The sequence below is a fragment of the Pedobacter polysacchareus genome (assembly GCF_019802255.1).
GTDB classification, from domain to species: Bacteria; Bacteroidota; Bacteroidia; order Sphingobacteriales; family Sphingobacteriaceae; genus Pedobacter; species Pedobacter polysacchareus.
On record NZ_JAHYSS010000004.1, the window covers coordinates 666,295 to 681,456 of the forward strand.

At 39.7% G+C, this 15,162-nt stretch carries 15 protein-coding genes; 5 read left to right on the forward strand and 10 right to left on the reverse strand.

Going from position 1 to position 15,162, the window contains the following annotated elements; translation table 11 throughout:
• Nucleotides 1-11: 11 nt before the first annotated feature.
• Together trxA and K7X70_RS14135 are read left to right on the forward strand one after the other, a co-directional pair.
• The gene (trxA, locus tag K7X70_RS14130; RefSeq protein ID WP_062550270.1) at nucleotides 12-329 is read left to right on the forward strand and encodes a thioredoxin; all 318 of its coding nucleotides are present in this window, start codon (nucleotides 12-14) and stop codon (nucleotides 327-329) included.
• A gap of 67 nt (nucleotides 330-396) precedes the next feature.
• Nucleotides 397-1,317 (forward strand): DUF58 domain-containing protein, encoded by a 921-nt coding sequence (locus K7X70_RS14135; protein WP_222537644.1) that lies wholly within the window; start codon nucleotides 397-399, stop codon nucleotides 1,315-1,317.
• On the opposite strand, the gene K7X70_RS14140 is transcribed toward K7X70_RS14135, so the two are convergent.
• Genes K7X70_RS14140 through K7X70_RS14165 form a run of 6 tightly spaced genes read right to left on the reverse strand, consistent with a single transcriptional unit; the run spans nucleotide 1,314 to nucleotide 6,096 of the window.
• Entirely contained in the window at nucleotides 1,314-2,510 is a 1,197-nt protein-coding gene (locus K7X70_RS14140; protein WP_222537645.1) for an aspartate aminotransferase family protein, read from the reverse strand. The two genes, K7X70_RS14135 and K7X70_RS14140, sit on opposite strands and share 4 nt — an antisense overlap.
• Before the next feature lie 15 nt (nucleotides 2,511-2,525).
• Nucleotides 2,526-2,978, reverse strand: coding sequence for a hypothetical protein (locus K7X70_RS14145; protein ID WP_222537646.1), 453 nt, complete (start codon nucleotides 2,976-2,978; stop codon nucleotides 2,526-2,528).
• A gap of 38 nt (nucleotides 2,979-3,016) precedes the next feature.
• Nucleotides 3,017-3,619, reverse strand: a complete 603-nt coding sequence (locus K7X70_RS14150) for a hypothetical protein (RefSeq protein ID WP_222537647.1) — start codon at nucleotides 3,617-3,619, stop codon at nucleotides 3,017-3,019.
• Nucleotides 3,620-3,653: 34 nt separating this feature from the next.
• Complete coding sequence (locus tag K7X70_RS14155) at nucleotides 3,654-4,214, reverse strand: RNA polymerase sigma factor (RefSeq protein WP_062550265.1); 561 nt, start codon at nucleotides 4,212-4,214, stop codon at nucleotides 3,654-3,656.
• A gap of 53 nt (nucleotides 4,215-4,267) precedes the next feature.
• Entirely contained in the window at nucleotides 4,268-5,227 is a 960-nt protein-coding gene (locus tag K7X70_RS14160) for a transketolase family protein (protein WP_062550264.1), read from the reverse strand.
• A gap of 2 nt (nucleotides 5,228-5,229) precedes the next feature.
• Nucleotides 5,230-6,096, reverse strand: coding sequence for a transketolase (locus K7X70_RS14165; protein WP_281032188.1), 867 nt, complete (start codon nucleotides 6,094-6,096; stop codon nucleotides 5,230-5,232).
• A gap of 231 nt (nucleotides 6,097-6,327) precedes the next feature.
• Between K7X70_RS14165 and K7X70_RS14170 the strand changes: the two genes are divergently transcribed.
• A complete protein-coding gene (locus tag K7X70_RS14170) occupies nucleotides 6,328-7,611 on the forward strand; it encodes a sugar MFS transporter (RefSeq protein WP_222537649.1) in 1,284 nt (427 codons plus the stop codon).
• A 243-nt stretch (nucleotides 7,612-7,854) separates the two neighbouring features.
• Nucleotides 7,855-9,363, forward strand: coding sequence for a response regulator (locus tag K7X70_RS14175; protein WP_222537650.1), 1,509 nt, complete (start codon nucleotides 7,855-7,857; stop codon nucleotides 9,361-9,363).
• A gap of 22 nt (nucleotides 9,364-9,385) precedes the next feature.
• On the opposite strand, the gene bcp is transcribed toward K7X70_RS14175, so the two are convergent.
• From bcp to K7X70_RS14195, 4 genes are all read right to left on the reverse strand, one after another.
• Nucleotides 9,386-9,850, reverse strand: coding sequence for a thioredoxin-dependent thiol peroxidase (gene bcp / locus K7X70_RS14180; RefSeq protein WP_222537764.1), 465 nt, complete (start codon nucleotides 9,848-9,850; stop codon nucleotides 9,386-9,388).
• Between the two features lie 4 nt (nucleotides 9,851-9,854).
• Nucleotides 9,855-11,576 carry a M23 family metallopeptidase gene (locus tag K7X70_RS14185; RefSeq protein WP_222537651.1) on the reverse strand — a complete coding sequence of 574 codons (1,722 nt, stop codon included), beginning with the start codon at nucleotides 11,574-11,576 and terminating at the stop codon, nucleotides 9,855-9,857.
• Between the two features lie 5 nt (nucleotides 11,577-11,581).
• Nucleotides 11,582-12,193, reverse strand: coding sequence for a fumarylacetoacetate hydrolase family protein (locus K7X70_RS14190; RefSeq protein ID WP_222537652.1), 612 nt, complete (start codon nucleotides 12,191-12,193; stop codon nucleotides 11,582-11,584).
• A gap of 89 nt (nucleotides 12,194-12,282) precedes the next feature.
• Nucleotides 12,283-12,798, reverse strand: coding sequence for a T9SS type A sorting domain-containing protein (locus K7X70_RS14195; protein WP_255607223.1), 516 nt, complete (start codon nucleotides 12,796-12,798; stop codon nucleotides 12,283-12,285).
• Nucleotides 12,799-12,994: 196 nt separating this feature from the next.
• Here K7X70_RS14195 and K7X70_RS14200 point away from each other — a divergent pair, with 196 nt between their 5' ends.
• Complete coding sequence (locus K7X70_RS14200) at nucleotides 12,995-14,947, forward strand: KUP/HAK/KT family potassium transporter (RefSeq protein WP_222537653.1); 1,953 nt, start codon at nucleotides 12,995-12,997, stop codon at nucleotides 14,945-14,947.
• The last annotated feature ends 215 nt before the right edge of the window (nucleotides 14,948-15,162 follow it).

A 15,162-nucleotide genomic window follows, 5' to 3' on the forward strand; every position in this document is an offset into this window, starting at 1 on the left:
AAATAAGAATTATGGCTTTGGAAATTACAGATGCAAACTTCGAGGAAGTTGTATTAAAATCAGATAAACCCGTTTTGGTTGATTTTTGGGCAGAGTGGTGTGGTCCATGTCGCATGGTAGGACCAGTAGTAGACGAGATCTCAAAAGAATACGAAGGAAAAGCGATCGTAGGTAAAGTAAATGTGGACAACAACCCTCAAATCTCTACTCAGTTCGGTATCCGCAACATTCCAGCGTTATTGTTCTTCAAAAATGGTGAAGTTGTAGATAAACAAGTTGGTGCTGTTCCAAAATCAGTATTGGCACAAAAATTAGATGCACAGTTGTAATCAACTCAACATATACTAGTTAAAAAAGCGTTCATAGATTTATGAACGCTTTTTTTATATTTACCCTATGCAGTATCCAATCGATGAGCAAGGAATCTCTTTCCATGGCAATCTTGAATTATTAGCCAAACAAGTGGTAGAAGGCTTTATAACCGGCCTTCATAAAAGCCCCTTTCATGGTTTTTCTGTGGAATTTGCGGAACACCGACTGTACAATGTAGGAGATAATGTAAAAAATATCGACTGGAAGCTTTTTGCTAAAACAGATAAACTCTTCAGCAAACGTTTCGAAGAAGAAACCAATCTGCGTTGTCAGTTTATTGTGGATGTTTCATCTTCCATGTACTTCCCTTCGGGAGAATATAATAAACTTAACTTTTCTATACAGGCAACTGCTGCTTTGATCTATTTATTGAAAAGACAAAGAGATGCTTTCGGGCTCAGCTTGTTTTCCGATCATTTATTACTGAATACCCCTGCTAAATCAACCACTGCCCATCAGAAATACCTGTTCAGTCAGCTCGAGCAAGCCTTAAATAAATCAGAAATGAACCTGCAAACCAATGTGGCACAAGCCTTACACCAGGTGGCAGAACTGATCCATAAACGCTCATTAGTTGTGATTTTTAGTGATATGCTGAATAGTAATCAGGGAGAGGAGCATCTGGAAAGGTTATTTTCAGCGCTTCAGCACTTGAAATTCAACAAACATGAAGTGGTGATCTTTAATGTAACGGATAAGTCAAGGGAAGTAGATTTCGAATTTGAAAACCGGCCTTACGAATTTATAGATATGGAAACGGGTGCGACGATTAAAGCGCATGCTGCAAGTTTGAAAACAGAATACCTCAGCAGAATGAGTAAATACAGACAGGCCATCCAGCTGAAATGCAGCCAATACAAAATCGACATGATCGATGCCGATATTGCAGCTGGATTTCAACCTATATTGGAGGCCTATCTGATCAAAAGGCAAAAAATGAGTTAAGCGGAAGCAACTACTGCTGCTACATTTCTTAGAATCACCTCGCAGGCATATTCAATTTCTTCATTTGTAATGATCAATGGCGGAGCTACACGCATAGAATTGCTGCAATGCAAAAACCAGTCGCTGATCACACCATCGGCAATACAGGCATCAATGATTTTTTTATTAATCTCAAAGTTCTCAAATTCAATAGCCATCATTAAACCCTTTCCACGTACCTCTTTGATGGCAGGGTGAACCAATAGTTTTTTAAATAATTCTCCTTTTTCTTCTACACCATCTACAATGTTTTCTTTTTGGATGGTTTGCAAAGTGGCTAAACCTGCTGCACAGCTCACTGGGTGGCCGCCAAAGGTAGTCAGGTGTCCTAAAATAGGATTTGTTGCCAAGGCCCTCATGATCTCCGTAGAACTGATAAATGCACCAATTGGCATACCGCCACCGATTCCTTTGGCCAGTAAAAGAATATCAGGAGCAATTCCGTAATGTTCAAAGCCAAACATCTTTCCAGTACGTCCAAAACCGCATTGAATTTCGTCCAGGACCAATAAGGTGCCTGTAGCCTTACATTTTGCGCTTAGCGCCTCAAAATAGGCTTTATCGGCAGTTCTAAGACCAGCTTCACCTTGTACGGTCTCCATAAATACAGCGGCAGTACGTTCTGTAATCAGATCCAGGTCTGCGATCACATTAAAATTGATGAACCGGATATCGGGAAGTAATGGTCTGTAGGCTTGTTTGAATTCTTCGTTACCCATTAGGCTTAAAGCGCCTTGAGTACTGCCATGGTAAGAATTATGGCAGGAAATGATTTCCGGCCGACCGGTATATCTTTTAGCCAGTTTCATGGCGCCTTCTACGGCTTCTGCACCGGAATTAACGAAATAAGTACAGTTTAAATGACTTGGGAGCACATCTGCTAAAGCTTTAGCAAAGTTTACCTGCGGACTCTGAACGAATTCGCCATAAACCATGATGTGCATGTAGTTTTCCACTTGCTCCTTCACCGCATTTACTACAGCAGGGTGGCAATGGCCAACATTACTCACACCAATACCGGCAATTAAATCCAGGTGTTTTTTGCCTGCAGTATCATAAAGATACATACCGCTGGCTTTAGTAAATTCTAAAAGAAGTGGCTCTAGTGTAGTTTGGGCGTTATGTTGAAGGAATAATTGACGTTGTGTAAGCATACACAAAAATACAAATTAATTCCGCTCAGGCCTGCCATTTTTGTATCTCGATAGGAGTTCTCTTTTAAAAGTCTCCTGAGCACGGTAATATTTTCCTACGGTTTTAATAGGCAGGCTTGATTTCAATTTGTAATAATATTTTTTCTCAATGGAGAGGTCTCTTTGTTTAAAATTCAGTTCATTCACAATCAGATTCTGTACTTCTGTATCTGATAAATCATCGATTTCAGTACTTTTTCTAAAACTGATCATATTTTGAGCTCTTTCTTTACGCAAAGCAGATTGTTCCTTTTGAAATTCATTATATATCGGCCAAAAGATCTTCGCTTCTTCCTCAGAAAGGTCTAGTTTCTGTGTTAAATAGCTAATTCTTAAGGATTCGATTTCAGCAGACCTATCGCCAGGCTTCTGTGCGGAAGCAAAGAAAGGCAGCATAAAAAGCATGGAGGCAATAATTATATTTTTCATTAGGGTATTATTTTATTAGTTGATGAAGAGATCAAAAATTATAGATCCGAAGCAATTTCATTTTGGCTGTAGTTGCTGAGAATATAGTTTTCTAAATCAGCATCTGCTACCGAAGGTTGTTCCTGCGTTAGGCGATTAGATTGAATATGTTCTATGATGGTACTTTCGTCAATATCAAAAAGCATTTGTTCTGTTGCGGCATCAGCAGAAAGCGGAAGTGCTGAAGTTGGGTTTGCATTCTGATAAAAATATACACTCAAGGCACTCACCAATACAAAACAGGCAGCGGATGCATATTTTAATGACTTAGAATGCCATAGTCGAATGGTTTTTGTGACCTTTTCTTCCGTTGTTTTTGCAGCAATCCTGGCCTGCAGTTGCTGGAAATAATCGGGAGGTACGGTGTACCCAACCACTTCTGCCTGAATCTTCGTAGAAAGCGACTCAAAGTAACCTTCCGGCATACTGAAGCCCGATTCTGGGCTGCTTGTTTTCAAATCATCCAAAAATATCGCTTCATGAATGTTTGCTGGCAGTCCTTCAAAATACCCTTCTGGAATAGAAAAAGGATGTTTCAGGTCTAAGCCGGCCAGCTGAGGGGCTTCGTTCATCCATTCGCTATTTTCTAAATCATTTTCCATTGCATAAGTATTGATACATTTCAGAGCAAAAGGTTTAAAAGGTGATGTCCTCATTTAGCATAAAAGTTTCCACTTTTTTTACTGCAATATGAAAAGAGGCTTTTAGGGCACCTACACTGGTTCCCGTGATCTCCGCAATTTCTTCATATTTAAGGTCGTCAAAATACTTCATGTTAAAAATGAGCCGTTGTTTTTCCGGTAAGGTCAACAATGCCTGCTGTAATTTCATCTGGATTTTATCCCCATTGAAATAAGAAGAAGCGACCAGGCTTTCCGCCAGTTCTTCAGAAACATCGTCCAATGGCGTATTGTTGCGTTGTTTCTTTTTATTCAGAAAAGTAATAGATTCATTGGTGGCGATGCGATAGATCCAGGTATACAACTTGGAATCGCTGCGGAACTTCTCCAGATTTTTCCAGACTTTCACGAAAACTTCCTGAACCAGGTCATCCGTATCATCATGGTCGATCACCAACCGGCGGATATGCCAGTAGATCTTTTGCTGGTACTTTTGAAGAAGCAGGTTAAAGGCTTCATTACGAGTCTCCTTACTGGAGAATTTCTCTAAAATTTCTGAATCTTCAACCTGCTTCATTTATAGTATTTAATCTGTTAATATGGACAGATATATTAAACGCCTGTTAGGGCTTATTTATTGGCTCTTTTCATTACTTTTTGAACAGCTTCAACGATATTGATCGTATCCAAACCGTACTTTGTCATCAATTGATCAGGAGTACCACTTTCCCCGAAGCTATCATTTACGGCTACAAATTCCTGAGGTGAAGGAAGTTCTGTCGACAATAATCTGGCTACACTCTCTCCAAGACCACCAAATTTATTGTGCTCTTCGCAAGTCACTACGCAACCTGTTTTCTTCACAGATTTTAAGATTGCAGCTTCATCCAATGGCTTAATCGTGTGAATATTGATAATTTCTGCATCAATACCCAATTCTGCCAATTGCTCACCAGCCTCAATTGCTTTCCAAACCATGTGTCCGGTAGCAACGATCGTCACATCAGTACCTTCGTTTACCATCCATGCTTTACCAATCTCAAATTTCTGATCAGGATCAGTAAATACAGGAATTACTGGTCTGCCGAAACGTAAATAAACAGGACCTTCATATTCAGCAATTGCAATAGTTGCCGCTTTAGTCTGGTTGTAATCACAAGTATTGATCACAGTCATGCCTGGAAGCATTTTCATCAAACCGATATCTTCTAAAATCTGGTGAGTTGCCCCATCTTCACCTAGTGTTAAACCAGCATGAGAAGCACAGATTTTTACGTTTTTATTTGAATAAGCAACAGACTGTCTGATCTGGTCATAAACCCTTCCTGTAGAGAAGTTGGCGAAAGTTCCTGTGAAAGGAATTTTACCACCAATGGTTAAACCAGCAGCAATACCGATCATATTTGCTTCGGCAATACCAATCTGGAAAAAGCGCTCAGGGAATTCTTTAATAAAGGCATCCATTTTCAAAGAACCTACCAAATCCGCACAAAGTGCAACTACTTCCGGGTTTTTCTGTCCTGCTTCAAGTAATCCTGCTCCAAAACCAGAACGGGTATCTTTCTTTTCAGTATATGTGTACTTTTTCATGCTTAATAGTCTTTTAGGGTAGAAGGTAATTGTGCTAATGCTGCGGCTAATTGCTCGTCATTTGGAGCAATACCATGCCATTTGTGTGATCCCATCATGAAATCTACACCATTACCCATGATAGTACTCATCAAGTTTAAAATCGGTTTGCCTTTACCGGTTAAAGATTTAGCATAGTGTAAAGCTTTCACAATATCAGCCATATCGTTACCGTTAGACGTGATCACATGCCATCCGAAAGCTTCGAATTTAGCTTGTAAACTCTCTAATGAAAGTACTTTTTCAGTAGGACCATCAATTTGCTGTCCATTATAATCAATAGTAGCAATCAAATTGTCAACCTTATTGAATGGTGCATACATGATGGCTTCCCAATTTTGGCCTTCCTGTAATTCTCCATCCCCTAATAACACATAAACTGTGGAATGGTCTTTATTTAATTTCTTCGCTTGTGCAGCCCCAATCGCTACAGACATGCCCTGACCTAAAGATCCGGAAGCAATTCTGATACCTGGAAGATGCTCATGTGTAGTTGGATGTCCCTGTAATCTTGAATTTAATTTTCTGAATGTAGCCAGCTCAGTAACTTCAAAATAGCCTGATCTAGCCAGCGCACTATAGAAAACCGGTGAAATATGTCCGTTAGAAAGGAAAAATATATCTTCTCCTATTCCATCCATTTTAAAATCAGTAGTGTGGTTCATCACATCAAAATACAATGCAGTCATAAAGTCTGCACATCCTAATGATCCTCCGGGGTGGCCTGATTGGCAACCATGCACCATTCTAACAATATCTCTTCTTACTTGAGAAGCGATATCTTCTAATTCATTGATTGTATGTTTCATTAATTGGGGTTGTTGATTAATATGACAAATGTAATTAAAAATACTTTGGACGTAACATGTTAAGCTAAAGTTCAGTAGAAAGGCATAAAATACAACTATCGCCTGCTTTTTGTTTTATTTTTCTATCGATTTATCAATATAAGCTTGTTATTCCAGAGAATTCTATATTTTTAGGAACTTTTATGTTCGATTTTGATAAAAATACTAACCAAACTTCAAAAAATTGATATCTAAAACCACACAAACTAAATCATGACAAACCAAACACAAAAATCAGTCATTTCTCCCATTGTAACCATTGGGGCTTTATTCTTCATTTTTGGCTTTGTAACCTGGGCCAATAGTACCTTAATTCCCTTTCTGAAAATAGCTTGCGGACTTAAAACAGATTTTGAAGCTTTCCTGGTCACCTTCGCCTCGTACATCGCTTACTTCTTTCTATCCCTTCCTTCTTCATGGATCTTAAAAAAACTGGGATTTAAAAACGGAATTATTATAGGCTTACTGATTTTGGCATTCGGATCTTTAATTTTTATCCCTGCGGCAGACAGCAGAAGTTTTGGTTTGTTCTTAACAGGTATCTTTATCCAGGGAGCAGCCCTTTCGCTATTGCAAACGGCTTCTAACCCTTACATCAGCATCATCGGTCCAATAGAAAGTGCGGCAAAACGCATGAGCATCATGGGACTATGTAATAAATTTGCTGGTGTGATTGTGCCAATTGTAATGGGAACTATTTTCCTTAAAAATGCAAGTGCAATTGAAAGCAAAATCGCTGATATAGCCACTACAGCTGCAGAACGTGAACTATTATTACAGGAAGTTTTAGGGCGTGTGCATACACCTTATATAGTATTGGCGATTGTATTCACACTTTTTGCCATATTTATTAAATATTCAAACCTGCCGGAAGTTGACGTCGATAAAGAAGATGAAGTAATTGAAGGAGAAGTTAAAGTGACAAAAACTTCCATCTTCCAATTCCCACACCTTTTCCTTGGTGCATTCTGTATCTTCGTTTATGTAGCTGCAGAGGTAATGGCGGGTGATATCATCGGCGTATATGGAAAATCATTAGGCATCAGTGCCGATATTACCAAGTACTTCACCACCCTTACGCTAGCGAGTATGCTGGTCGGTTATGTGGTGGGTATTATTGTAATCCCTAAATACATTACCCAGCAGTTTGCCTTAAAAATCTGTGCGATTTTAGGGGTGATTTTTGTAGGTGCAGCATATTTAACGCATGGTTATACTTCCGTGATTTTCGTAGGTTTATTAGGACTGGCGAATTCATTAATGTGGCCGGCAATCTTCCCTCTAGGAATCAAAGGACTTGGTAAATTCACTAAAACAGGATCAGCGATTATGGTCATGGGTATTGCAGGTGGTGCGGTTTGGCCATTGATTTACGGTTACCTGAAAGATTATTTACACATGGACTTCCAATTGGCATTTTTTGTAAGTGTGCTGCCTTGTTACTTATACATCTGGTATTTTGCTGTAGCCGGACATAAAGTTCGTACTAAAGGATAATATAAATAGCCTTAGCTATTAAAAGGGAGGAGCGAAAGTTTCTCCCTTTTTTTTATGCAGCAGGATTGCTTAAAAGCTAAGCACTTAAATGCGGAAGGCCAGCTACCCCAATAAGTTTTGAAATGCGGTCTTATCTTCTTAATACTGAACAAAATGAATGCCGGATCTGAAGTTTTAATCTCATATAAAACTGTATTTTTGTGATTATTGTTTGCCTGGGGGGCTTAACTTTAATGTGTGTGTATGGCAATTTCTACCTTTAGAAGGGGGGAGGATAGTGTTCATGATTTAAGAACAATATATCTTTTAGTGTCCTTTATCGTGCTTTGTATGGTATTCAGTTACTGGATTGTGCTCTCTGCGAACAACCAGCAAGTCCGTATCTGGTTTTCAATTGCCTCTGGCATCGCAGTGCTGATCGCCTGTTATGGCCTGATCCAGCAGTTTAAAAGCGTAATCAAAAATAAACTGCAACCGCCAGCAACAGCACAGCTTCATCAAGCATTAGCACAAAAAAACAAAGAATTAAATGGAATGGCCCTGGAACTGATTAAAGAACAGGAAATCAGGGAAGCTTCTGAAAAAGCAAAACAAATATTTCTGGTCAATATCAGCCACGAAATCCGTACCCCTATGAATGGAATTATGGGTTTCGCACAGTTATTGGAGGAATCTCTGGTGGACGAAGATCACCATCAATCCCTTCAGATGATCATCAAATCGGCCGATCAGCTCATGGCCATCCTCAATGATATCCTCGACTTTTCCAGATTGGAATCCGGAGACATCAATTTTCAAAACCTTCCTTTTACTTTGAAAGACACCGTACATTCCATTTATAGAATGATGGAACACAGTGCAAAATGTAAAAACCTGAATTTTAGCTACGAGATTCCTGATACCCTGCCGGAAGTGCTGAGCGGTGATGCCCTTCGTCTGGGACAGATTCTATTAAACCTCACTTCAAATGCCATCAAATTCACTGAAAAAGGGGAAGTGAAAATCTCTTTAAGAGCATTAGATGAGCAAGATGATACCGTCTCTATTGGATTTCAGCTGCACGATACTGGAATAGGGATCCCAATGAATAAACAGCAGAAAGTGTTTGATTTCTTTGAACAGGTAACCAATGATACCTCCAGAAGGTATGCAGGAACTGGACTTGGACTAAGTATTGTAAAACGCCTGGTGGAGTTACAGGGCGGGGCTGTGGCGATGGATAGTGTGGTTGGCCGTGGCTCAGATTTCTACTTTACCATGAATTTCGACAAAGTATCGGAAGAACTGAAAACACAAACCATAAATAGCCGAAGATCCAGACTTCATCAGCCCATCCTGCAGAATGGCAAAGGAATTAAAGTCCTGATTGTGGAAGACAATCCGATCAATCAGCTGCTGGTCACTAAATTACTTGAAAATCAGGGCTATGAAATTACCCTGGCTGGCAATGGCCGCATTGCATTGGAAGCTTATGAAAAGCAATCATTTGATATTATCCTGATGGATTTGCAGATGCCGGAACTGGACGGTTATGAAACTACCCGGATCATTAGAAAGATGGCCGGTGATAAAGCTGAGATTCCTATAGTGGCCATGACAGCCCATACCATCAAAGGTGAGCTGGAAAAATGTGTCAGTATCGGAATGAATGATTACATTTCCAAGCCTTTTTATGCTGCAGAATTGTATCAAAAGATAGAAATTATCATAGAAAAAGCCAGATCCAGGGTGGTTTCCGATCAGAAATCCTAAATCTGGCTTTTTTCAGTAGTACTTATGCGTTCAGTAATTCCAGCACCTGAGCCGTTGCATTTTTAGTGTCCACCTTTTCAATGATGTGCGTAATTATGCCGTTTTCATCAATCAGGAAGGTTTTTCTATTCGTGCCCATGTATTTTTTACCATACATGTTTTTCTCACCCCAAACCCCATAAGCCTCTACGATCTTTTTATCAGGATCAGCAATTAATGTAAAAGGAAGTTCGTATTTACTGGCAAATTTCTGATGAGATTGCTCAGAATCCACACTCACGCCCAATACCACAATACCCTTGGCAATTAAGCCCTGGTAATTGTCTCTGAAATCACATGCCTCCGCAGTACAACCCGGAGTATTGTCTTTTGGATAGAAGTAAAGTACCACTTTTTTTCCTTTGAATTGATTCAAGGAAATTGGATTTCCATCCTGATCTGTTGCGGTAAAATCAGGCGCTGCCTGACCTGCTGTTAATTCAGTCATCATACTATTTATAAAATGTAATTGAATAATTTCTATTGTTGCCTTTCATATCGGAAACGATCACTTCCAGGGTATGTTTCCCTGGCGCAATACTGCCATCAAAAGTATGCCATAAACTAGCGGTTTTAGCATCAAATTCCATCAAAATCCATTTGCCGTCTACATAACCATTAAAGCTTTTCAAACCTGAAAGGTTATCTCTTAATTTGAATGACATCTTACTGATTCCTGCCATATTCTTGCCATCGCTGATGTTTAGCGGCGTCAGGGTAGGGGGAACGGTATCTATCGCGATGTGGAAACGGCCAAAGGTTCTTGGGTTAGCTTTCACATAACCATTGTCGAAGCTGCCGCCTTGAGCACCACCACCCGAATTAACGATCAATGCTTTTTCTTTATATTTCGATAAACTGCTGTCGGCTTTAATCCAAAGCTCAAAACCGAGGTGAAGCGGCGTCAGGTTATTATGGATCTGATGTGCTGCAGAAAAAGCATTGCCAGCTGGCTTAGGGAAAGCTTTATACTGGAAGTTCAGGTCATTATACAAAGTTCCTTTAGGAAAGATCACTTTTACTTCTGAATTGTTAAATTCGTTTATAGTGCCATAAGCGTAAGGAATACCCTTGGCCTGTTCTGGAGTTTTAATCACCGCTTTCGGATCCGATTGCACTTTAAACTGAAGTACGCTTTTATTTCCTTTCCCATCGGTGATGAGGTATTTTAACTGATGCAATTTGCCATCATTAAACTCGATCCTGCCATTATTTACAAGATTGCTATAGATACCCAATGGATTTCCAGGATCTACAAAACTCTTTTGAATACTTTTCCTCGTATTTATAAAGGTAGGATAGTCAATGTGGGAGTTGATCGCCTTGCTGTTTTCAAATTTGAAACGTTCCATCGCAGAAGTGAAAACAATTTTGCCATCCAGTTCCAATTCAATAGAATATACACCATTGGTACCCGAAGCCCCGTTGTGTTTGTCGGTACTGATCACTCCAAATCCAACTTCTCCATCTAAATGAATCGTATTCACCTGATTCAAGGCGTAATTGCCGGAACCACCCACTACCTGAAAATACTGCTTTGGTGTCAGTTCATTAAAAGGTAAATGGTTTAATCGGTAAACATACATCGCATAAATTACCGGAGGAATATTGTCAGGGATTTCGAAACCAAATAATTGTGGGTTAATGATCGCTTCCGTCTTGGTATCTCTAATTTCGAAGTGTAAATGAGGGCCGCCAGAACTTCCTGTATTACCGGTGTAAGCGATCACATCCCCTTTGCGTACGGGGATTAATGTAGCCGCAGGGAAATCGTCAATCTCATAAGATTTCTTTTGATACTGTAAGGTTTTTACCTGCTGTGCGATTTTAGGATTAAAGCGTGATAGATGACCATAAACCGATGTATATCCATTAGGATGGGTCAGGTAAACTGCTAGTCCGAAACCACTGTTTTGAACCCTTAAACGGGAAACGTAGCCATCGGCGATGGCATATACCGGATAACCTTCCCGCTGATTGGTGCGGAAATCCATTCCTGAATGAAAATGATTAGGGCGGAGTTCTCCAAAAGAACCGGCCAGTGCCGGAGGAACAATATCCAGCGGTGACCTGAAATCCACCAATGGATATTTCTGAGTACTAAAAACCTGTTGGGCACTTGCTGCAAAACTAAAGAACAGCAGGCTCAGCAATAACAATTTCGCTTTTACCATGAAAACTATTTTATATCAAAATTTAACAACTGCTGGCCATCCATCCAGGCTTCTAATTTATCACCCTCATGTACTTGTCCAACGCCTTCTGGTGTGCCTGTAAAAATCAGGTCTCCTTTTTTTAAGGTGAAATATTGAGATATAAAAGAAATCAGGTATTCGAAAGAGAAGATCATATCTTTTGTGTTTCCTTGCTGACGGGGCGCTCCATTGATCTGAAGTTCAAATGGAAGCTGGTGCAAGTCGCTCAACTGTGCTTTTGGTACAAATGAGCTCACTGCTGCACTATGGTCAAATGCTTTCGCTAATTCCCATGGCAGGCCTTTTTCTTTATGACGTGTCTGAATGTCTCTTGCGGTAAAGTCAATCCCCAACCCAACTTCTTCAAAATAATTACCTGCAAATTTTTCGGCGATATGTTTTCCTTCTCTGCAGATTTTTAAAACCACTTCCAGCTCATAATGTATGTCGGAAGAAAATTCAGGAATGTAAAAAGGCTTGTTTTCTCTTAAGGCAGCAGTATCCGGCTTTAGAAATATAACTGGTGTCCCTGGAATAGGGTTGTTTAATTCTTTGGCATGCGCAGCGTAGTTGCGGCCAATGGCAATGATCTTCATCTTCAGATTTGGGATTAATAATTATGGAACTAACAAGATTCGGTCCTGAAAGTTTCCTCCTCCCCAAAAATACTAAAGAATAGGGGGAATTATAAAACGGAAATACGTTTTACTATAGTTTCAGATCCAGAAATGATCTTCAGGAAATAGATTCCACTGTTTAAGCGGTTGGGAATGGTGTAGCTTTTTGTCTGCTCACCTGGATTAATACGTTCATTTGCAAGGGTTACGATCTCATTGCCTAACAAATCCATGATTTTAACGGAAAAGTTTGACTCCCTGTCCAATTTCAAAATCAGGTTGATCTGATCAGTTACCGGATTTGGATATACTTTTAAGACCGTCAGTATTTTATCGGCTTTAATCGTTGTATTTCCCTTTGCATTCGACAATACCTCATTGTAAGGAATATAACCGAAAGCTGATTTAGGCTTATATGTAGGGACATTGGCTTTGATTTGCGGAGTCTTGTAGATTTTCTTTGCCCTTACATTTGAGATGGTGCTGTCCTGTCGCTGTGCTAAAACATTTAGGCCGCAGAAAACACTCAGGCATAAAATGCAAGAAATCTTCAAGAGCAGCTTAATTTGTAGTTTTATCTTCATGCTTGGATAGTTCCAAAAATATAAATAAAAAAACAAAATAATCAATGATTTTGTTCGGTAATTTAATATTTAACAATATTTAACAACTTATGGCGTTCAGTCTTGTTTGTATTTTTAACCATAATCTGCTATTCAGAATTTTATAGGATTGTAAATTTGTTTATTTACTGTAATTTTACCGCATAATTAGAACAAGGTGTCGAATCAGAAAAATTTAAATGCGCTCAGTGCCGGAGGGTTACTCATAAGTTTAGGTATTGTATATGGAGACATTGGAACCTCACCACTCTATACCCTAAAAGCGATTTTTACAGCAGTTAAAGGGGCAGGGCAGGCCGTGACGCCGGAATTAGTACTTGGTGCGATTTCCTGTATCATCTGGACCTTAACCCTACAAACGACAATTAAATACGTTGTCATTACCTTGAAGGCAGATAACAAAGGTGAGGGAGGGATCTTTTCACTCTACTCTCTGGTCAGGAAAAATGCGAAATGGCTCGTCATACCTGCCGTTATTGGAGGATGTGCCATGCTCGCCGACGGAGTGATCACCCCCAGTATTACGGTAACTACCGCTATTGAGGGATTACAGCTAAAATTCCCGGATGTACCCGTTATCCCAATCGTTATTGCCATCATTACCGGACTCTTTATCATTCAGCAATTTGGAACCAACCTGGTTGGAAAGCTGTTTGGGCCAGTCATGTTTTTATGGTTTAGTGCGTTAGGGATCTTAGGATTGTTATTTGTCGTACAGGATTTTACGATCCTAAAGGCTTTGAATCCTTATTATGCCGTGGTATTATTGATCCATAATCCTGCTGCCTTACTGATCTTAGGTGGTGTATTCCTGTGTACTACCGGAGCAGAAGCGCTGTATTCGGATATGGGACACTGCGGAAAAAACAACATCAGGGTGAGTTGGGTATTCGTTAAAATCATGCTGATTTTAAATTACCTCGGACAAGGGGTATGGGTATTACACAGACCTCATTATGAAGTTGAATTAAACCCATTCTTCGAAATCGTTCCTCCTGCATACCTGTTATTTATGGTAGCATTGGCTACTTTAGCAGCTGTAATTGCCAGTCAGGCGATGATTACTGGCTCCTTTACCCTGATTTCTGAGGCGGTAAGGTTAAACCTTTGGCCGAAAGTAAGGATCAATTATCCAAGTAATCAAAAAGGACAGATCTATGTGCCTTCGATCAACTGGTTATTGTGGCTTGGTTGTGTGGCCATCGTACTGATCTTTAAGAAATCCGGTGCAATGGAGGGGGCCTACGGTCTGGCCATCAACTTAACTTTCTTATCTACTACGATCCTTGTCGCAGCCTATATGAAACGTAAAAAGGTGCCAGTCTATGTGATTGTAATCTTCTTAGTAATCTATGGTGTATTAGAATCTACCTTCCTGGTAGGTAACCTTGCCAAATTCTTCCATGGTGGCTGGATGACCGTATTGATCGGTTCTGCCCTGTTTACCGTGATGTGGAGTTGGTATGTAGCCAGAAAAATCAAAAACAGATTCGTTAAATATGTAGAGATTGAAGATTACTTCCAGATCATTTCTGAGCTAAGTGTAGATGAATCTGTTCCTAAATATTCTTCTCAGCTGGTATATTTAACCAGTGCCAACTTTAAAACAGAAATCGAATCTAAAATCATTTATTCGATCATTCAGAAAGAACCAAAACGTGCCGATATTTATTGGTTGGTGCACGTAGATGTGGTGGATGAGCCCTATACAAGAGAATATAAGGTAGAGTTCCTGATTCCAGGGAAGCTGATCCGTATCGATTTTAAATTGGGTTTCAGGGTAGAGCAGAGTGTAAACCTGTTATACAGAAAAGTAATAGAAGAGCTGGTGAAGAATGGCGAAGTAGACATTACCAGTCAGTATACCTCTTTAAATAAACATAAAATTGCGGGAGATTTCAGGTTCGTGCTGTTAGAAAAACACTTATCGAAATTCTCGAAACTGAGCTTCTATGAGCGCAGTGTGATGGATTATTACTTCATTCTGAAACGCTTCAGTCTTTCTGAGGAAAGAAGTTTTGGACTGGATTCCAGTTATGTGGACGTAGAGAAAGTTCCGCTGATCTTTGTCACACCAGATGATATCGAATTGACAAGATTGCCGGTGTAATACACCTATATCCTTATATTAAAGGCTGTTCATATTCATTTATGAGCAGCCTTTTTTATGCAAAACTGTGCCGCTGGAATCCTTGAAAAATTGCCTTGTTATTAATAATAGCTAAGCTAAGCGTATGACTCAATCGAAAATTGTATAAAATAAAAAAGGCTCCGGGGAGGAGCCTTTAGTGTTGGTCTTCCGACCGAACAACTATAGGGATAATT

Excerpts from the sequence above, each read along its gene's own strand:
- K7X70_RS14190 (WP_222537652.1), bottom strand. The coding sequence starts at position 12,193 with ATGAAGATCATTGCCATTGGCCGCAACTACGCTGCGCATGCCAAAGAA.
- K7X70_RS14185 (WP_222537651.1), bottom strand. The coding sequence starts at position 11,576 with ATGGTAAAAGCGAAATTGTTATTGCTGAGCCTGCTGTTCTTTAGTTTT.
- K7X70_RS14155 (WP_062550265.1), bottom strand. The coding sequence starts at position 4,214 with ATGAAGCAGGTTGAAGATTCAGAAATTTTAGAGAAATTCTCCAGTAAG.
- K7X70_RS14195 (WP_255607223.1), bottom strand. The coding sequence starts at position 12,798 with ATGAAGATAAAACTACAAATTAAGCTGCTCTTGAAGATTTCTTGCATT.
- bcp (WP_222537764.1), bottom strand. The coding sequence starts at position 9,850 with ATGACTGAATTAACAGCAGGTCAGGCAGCGCCTGATTTTACCGCAACA.
- K7X70_RS14145 (WP_222537646.1), bottom strand. The coding sequence starts at position 2,978 with ATGAAAAATATAATTATTGCCTCCATGCTTTTTATGCTGCCTTTCTTT.
- K7X70_RS14170 (WP_222537649.1), top strand. The coding sequence starts at position 6,328 with ATGACAAACCAAACACAAAAATCAGTCATTTCTCCCATTGTAACCATT.
- K7X70_RS14135 (WP_222537644.1), top strand. The coding sequence starts at position 397 with ATGCAGTATCCAATCGATGAGCAAGGAATCTCTTTCCATGGCAATCTT.
- trxA (WP_062550270.1), top strand. The coding sequence starts at position 12 with ATGGCTTTGGAAATTACAGATGCAAACTTCGAGGAAGTTGTATTAAAA.
- K7X70_RS14160 (WP_062550264.1), bottom strand. The coding sequence starts at position 5,227 with ATGAAAAAGTACACATATACTGAAAAGAAAGATACCCGTTCTGGTTTT.
- K7X70_RS14175 (WP_222537650.1), top strand. The coding sequence starts at position 7,855 with ATGGCAATTTCTACCTTTAGAAGGGGGGAGGATAGTGTTCATGATTTA.
- K7X70_RS14140 (WP_222537645.1), bottom strand. The coding sequence starts at position 2,510 with ATGCTTACACAACGTCAATTATTCCTTCAACATAACGCCCAAACTACA.
- K7X70_RS14150 (WP_222537647.1), bottom strand. The coding sequence starts at position 3,619 with ATGGAAAATGATTTAGAAAATAGCGAATGGATGAACGAAGCCCCTCAG.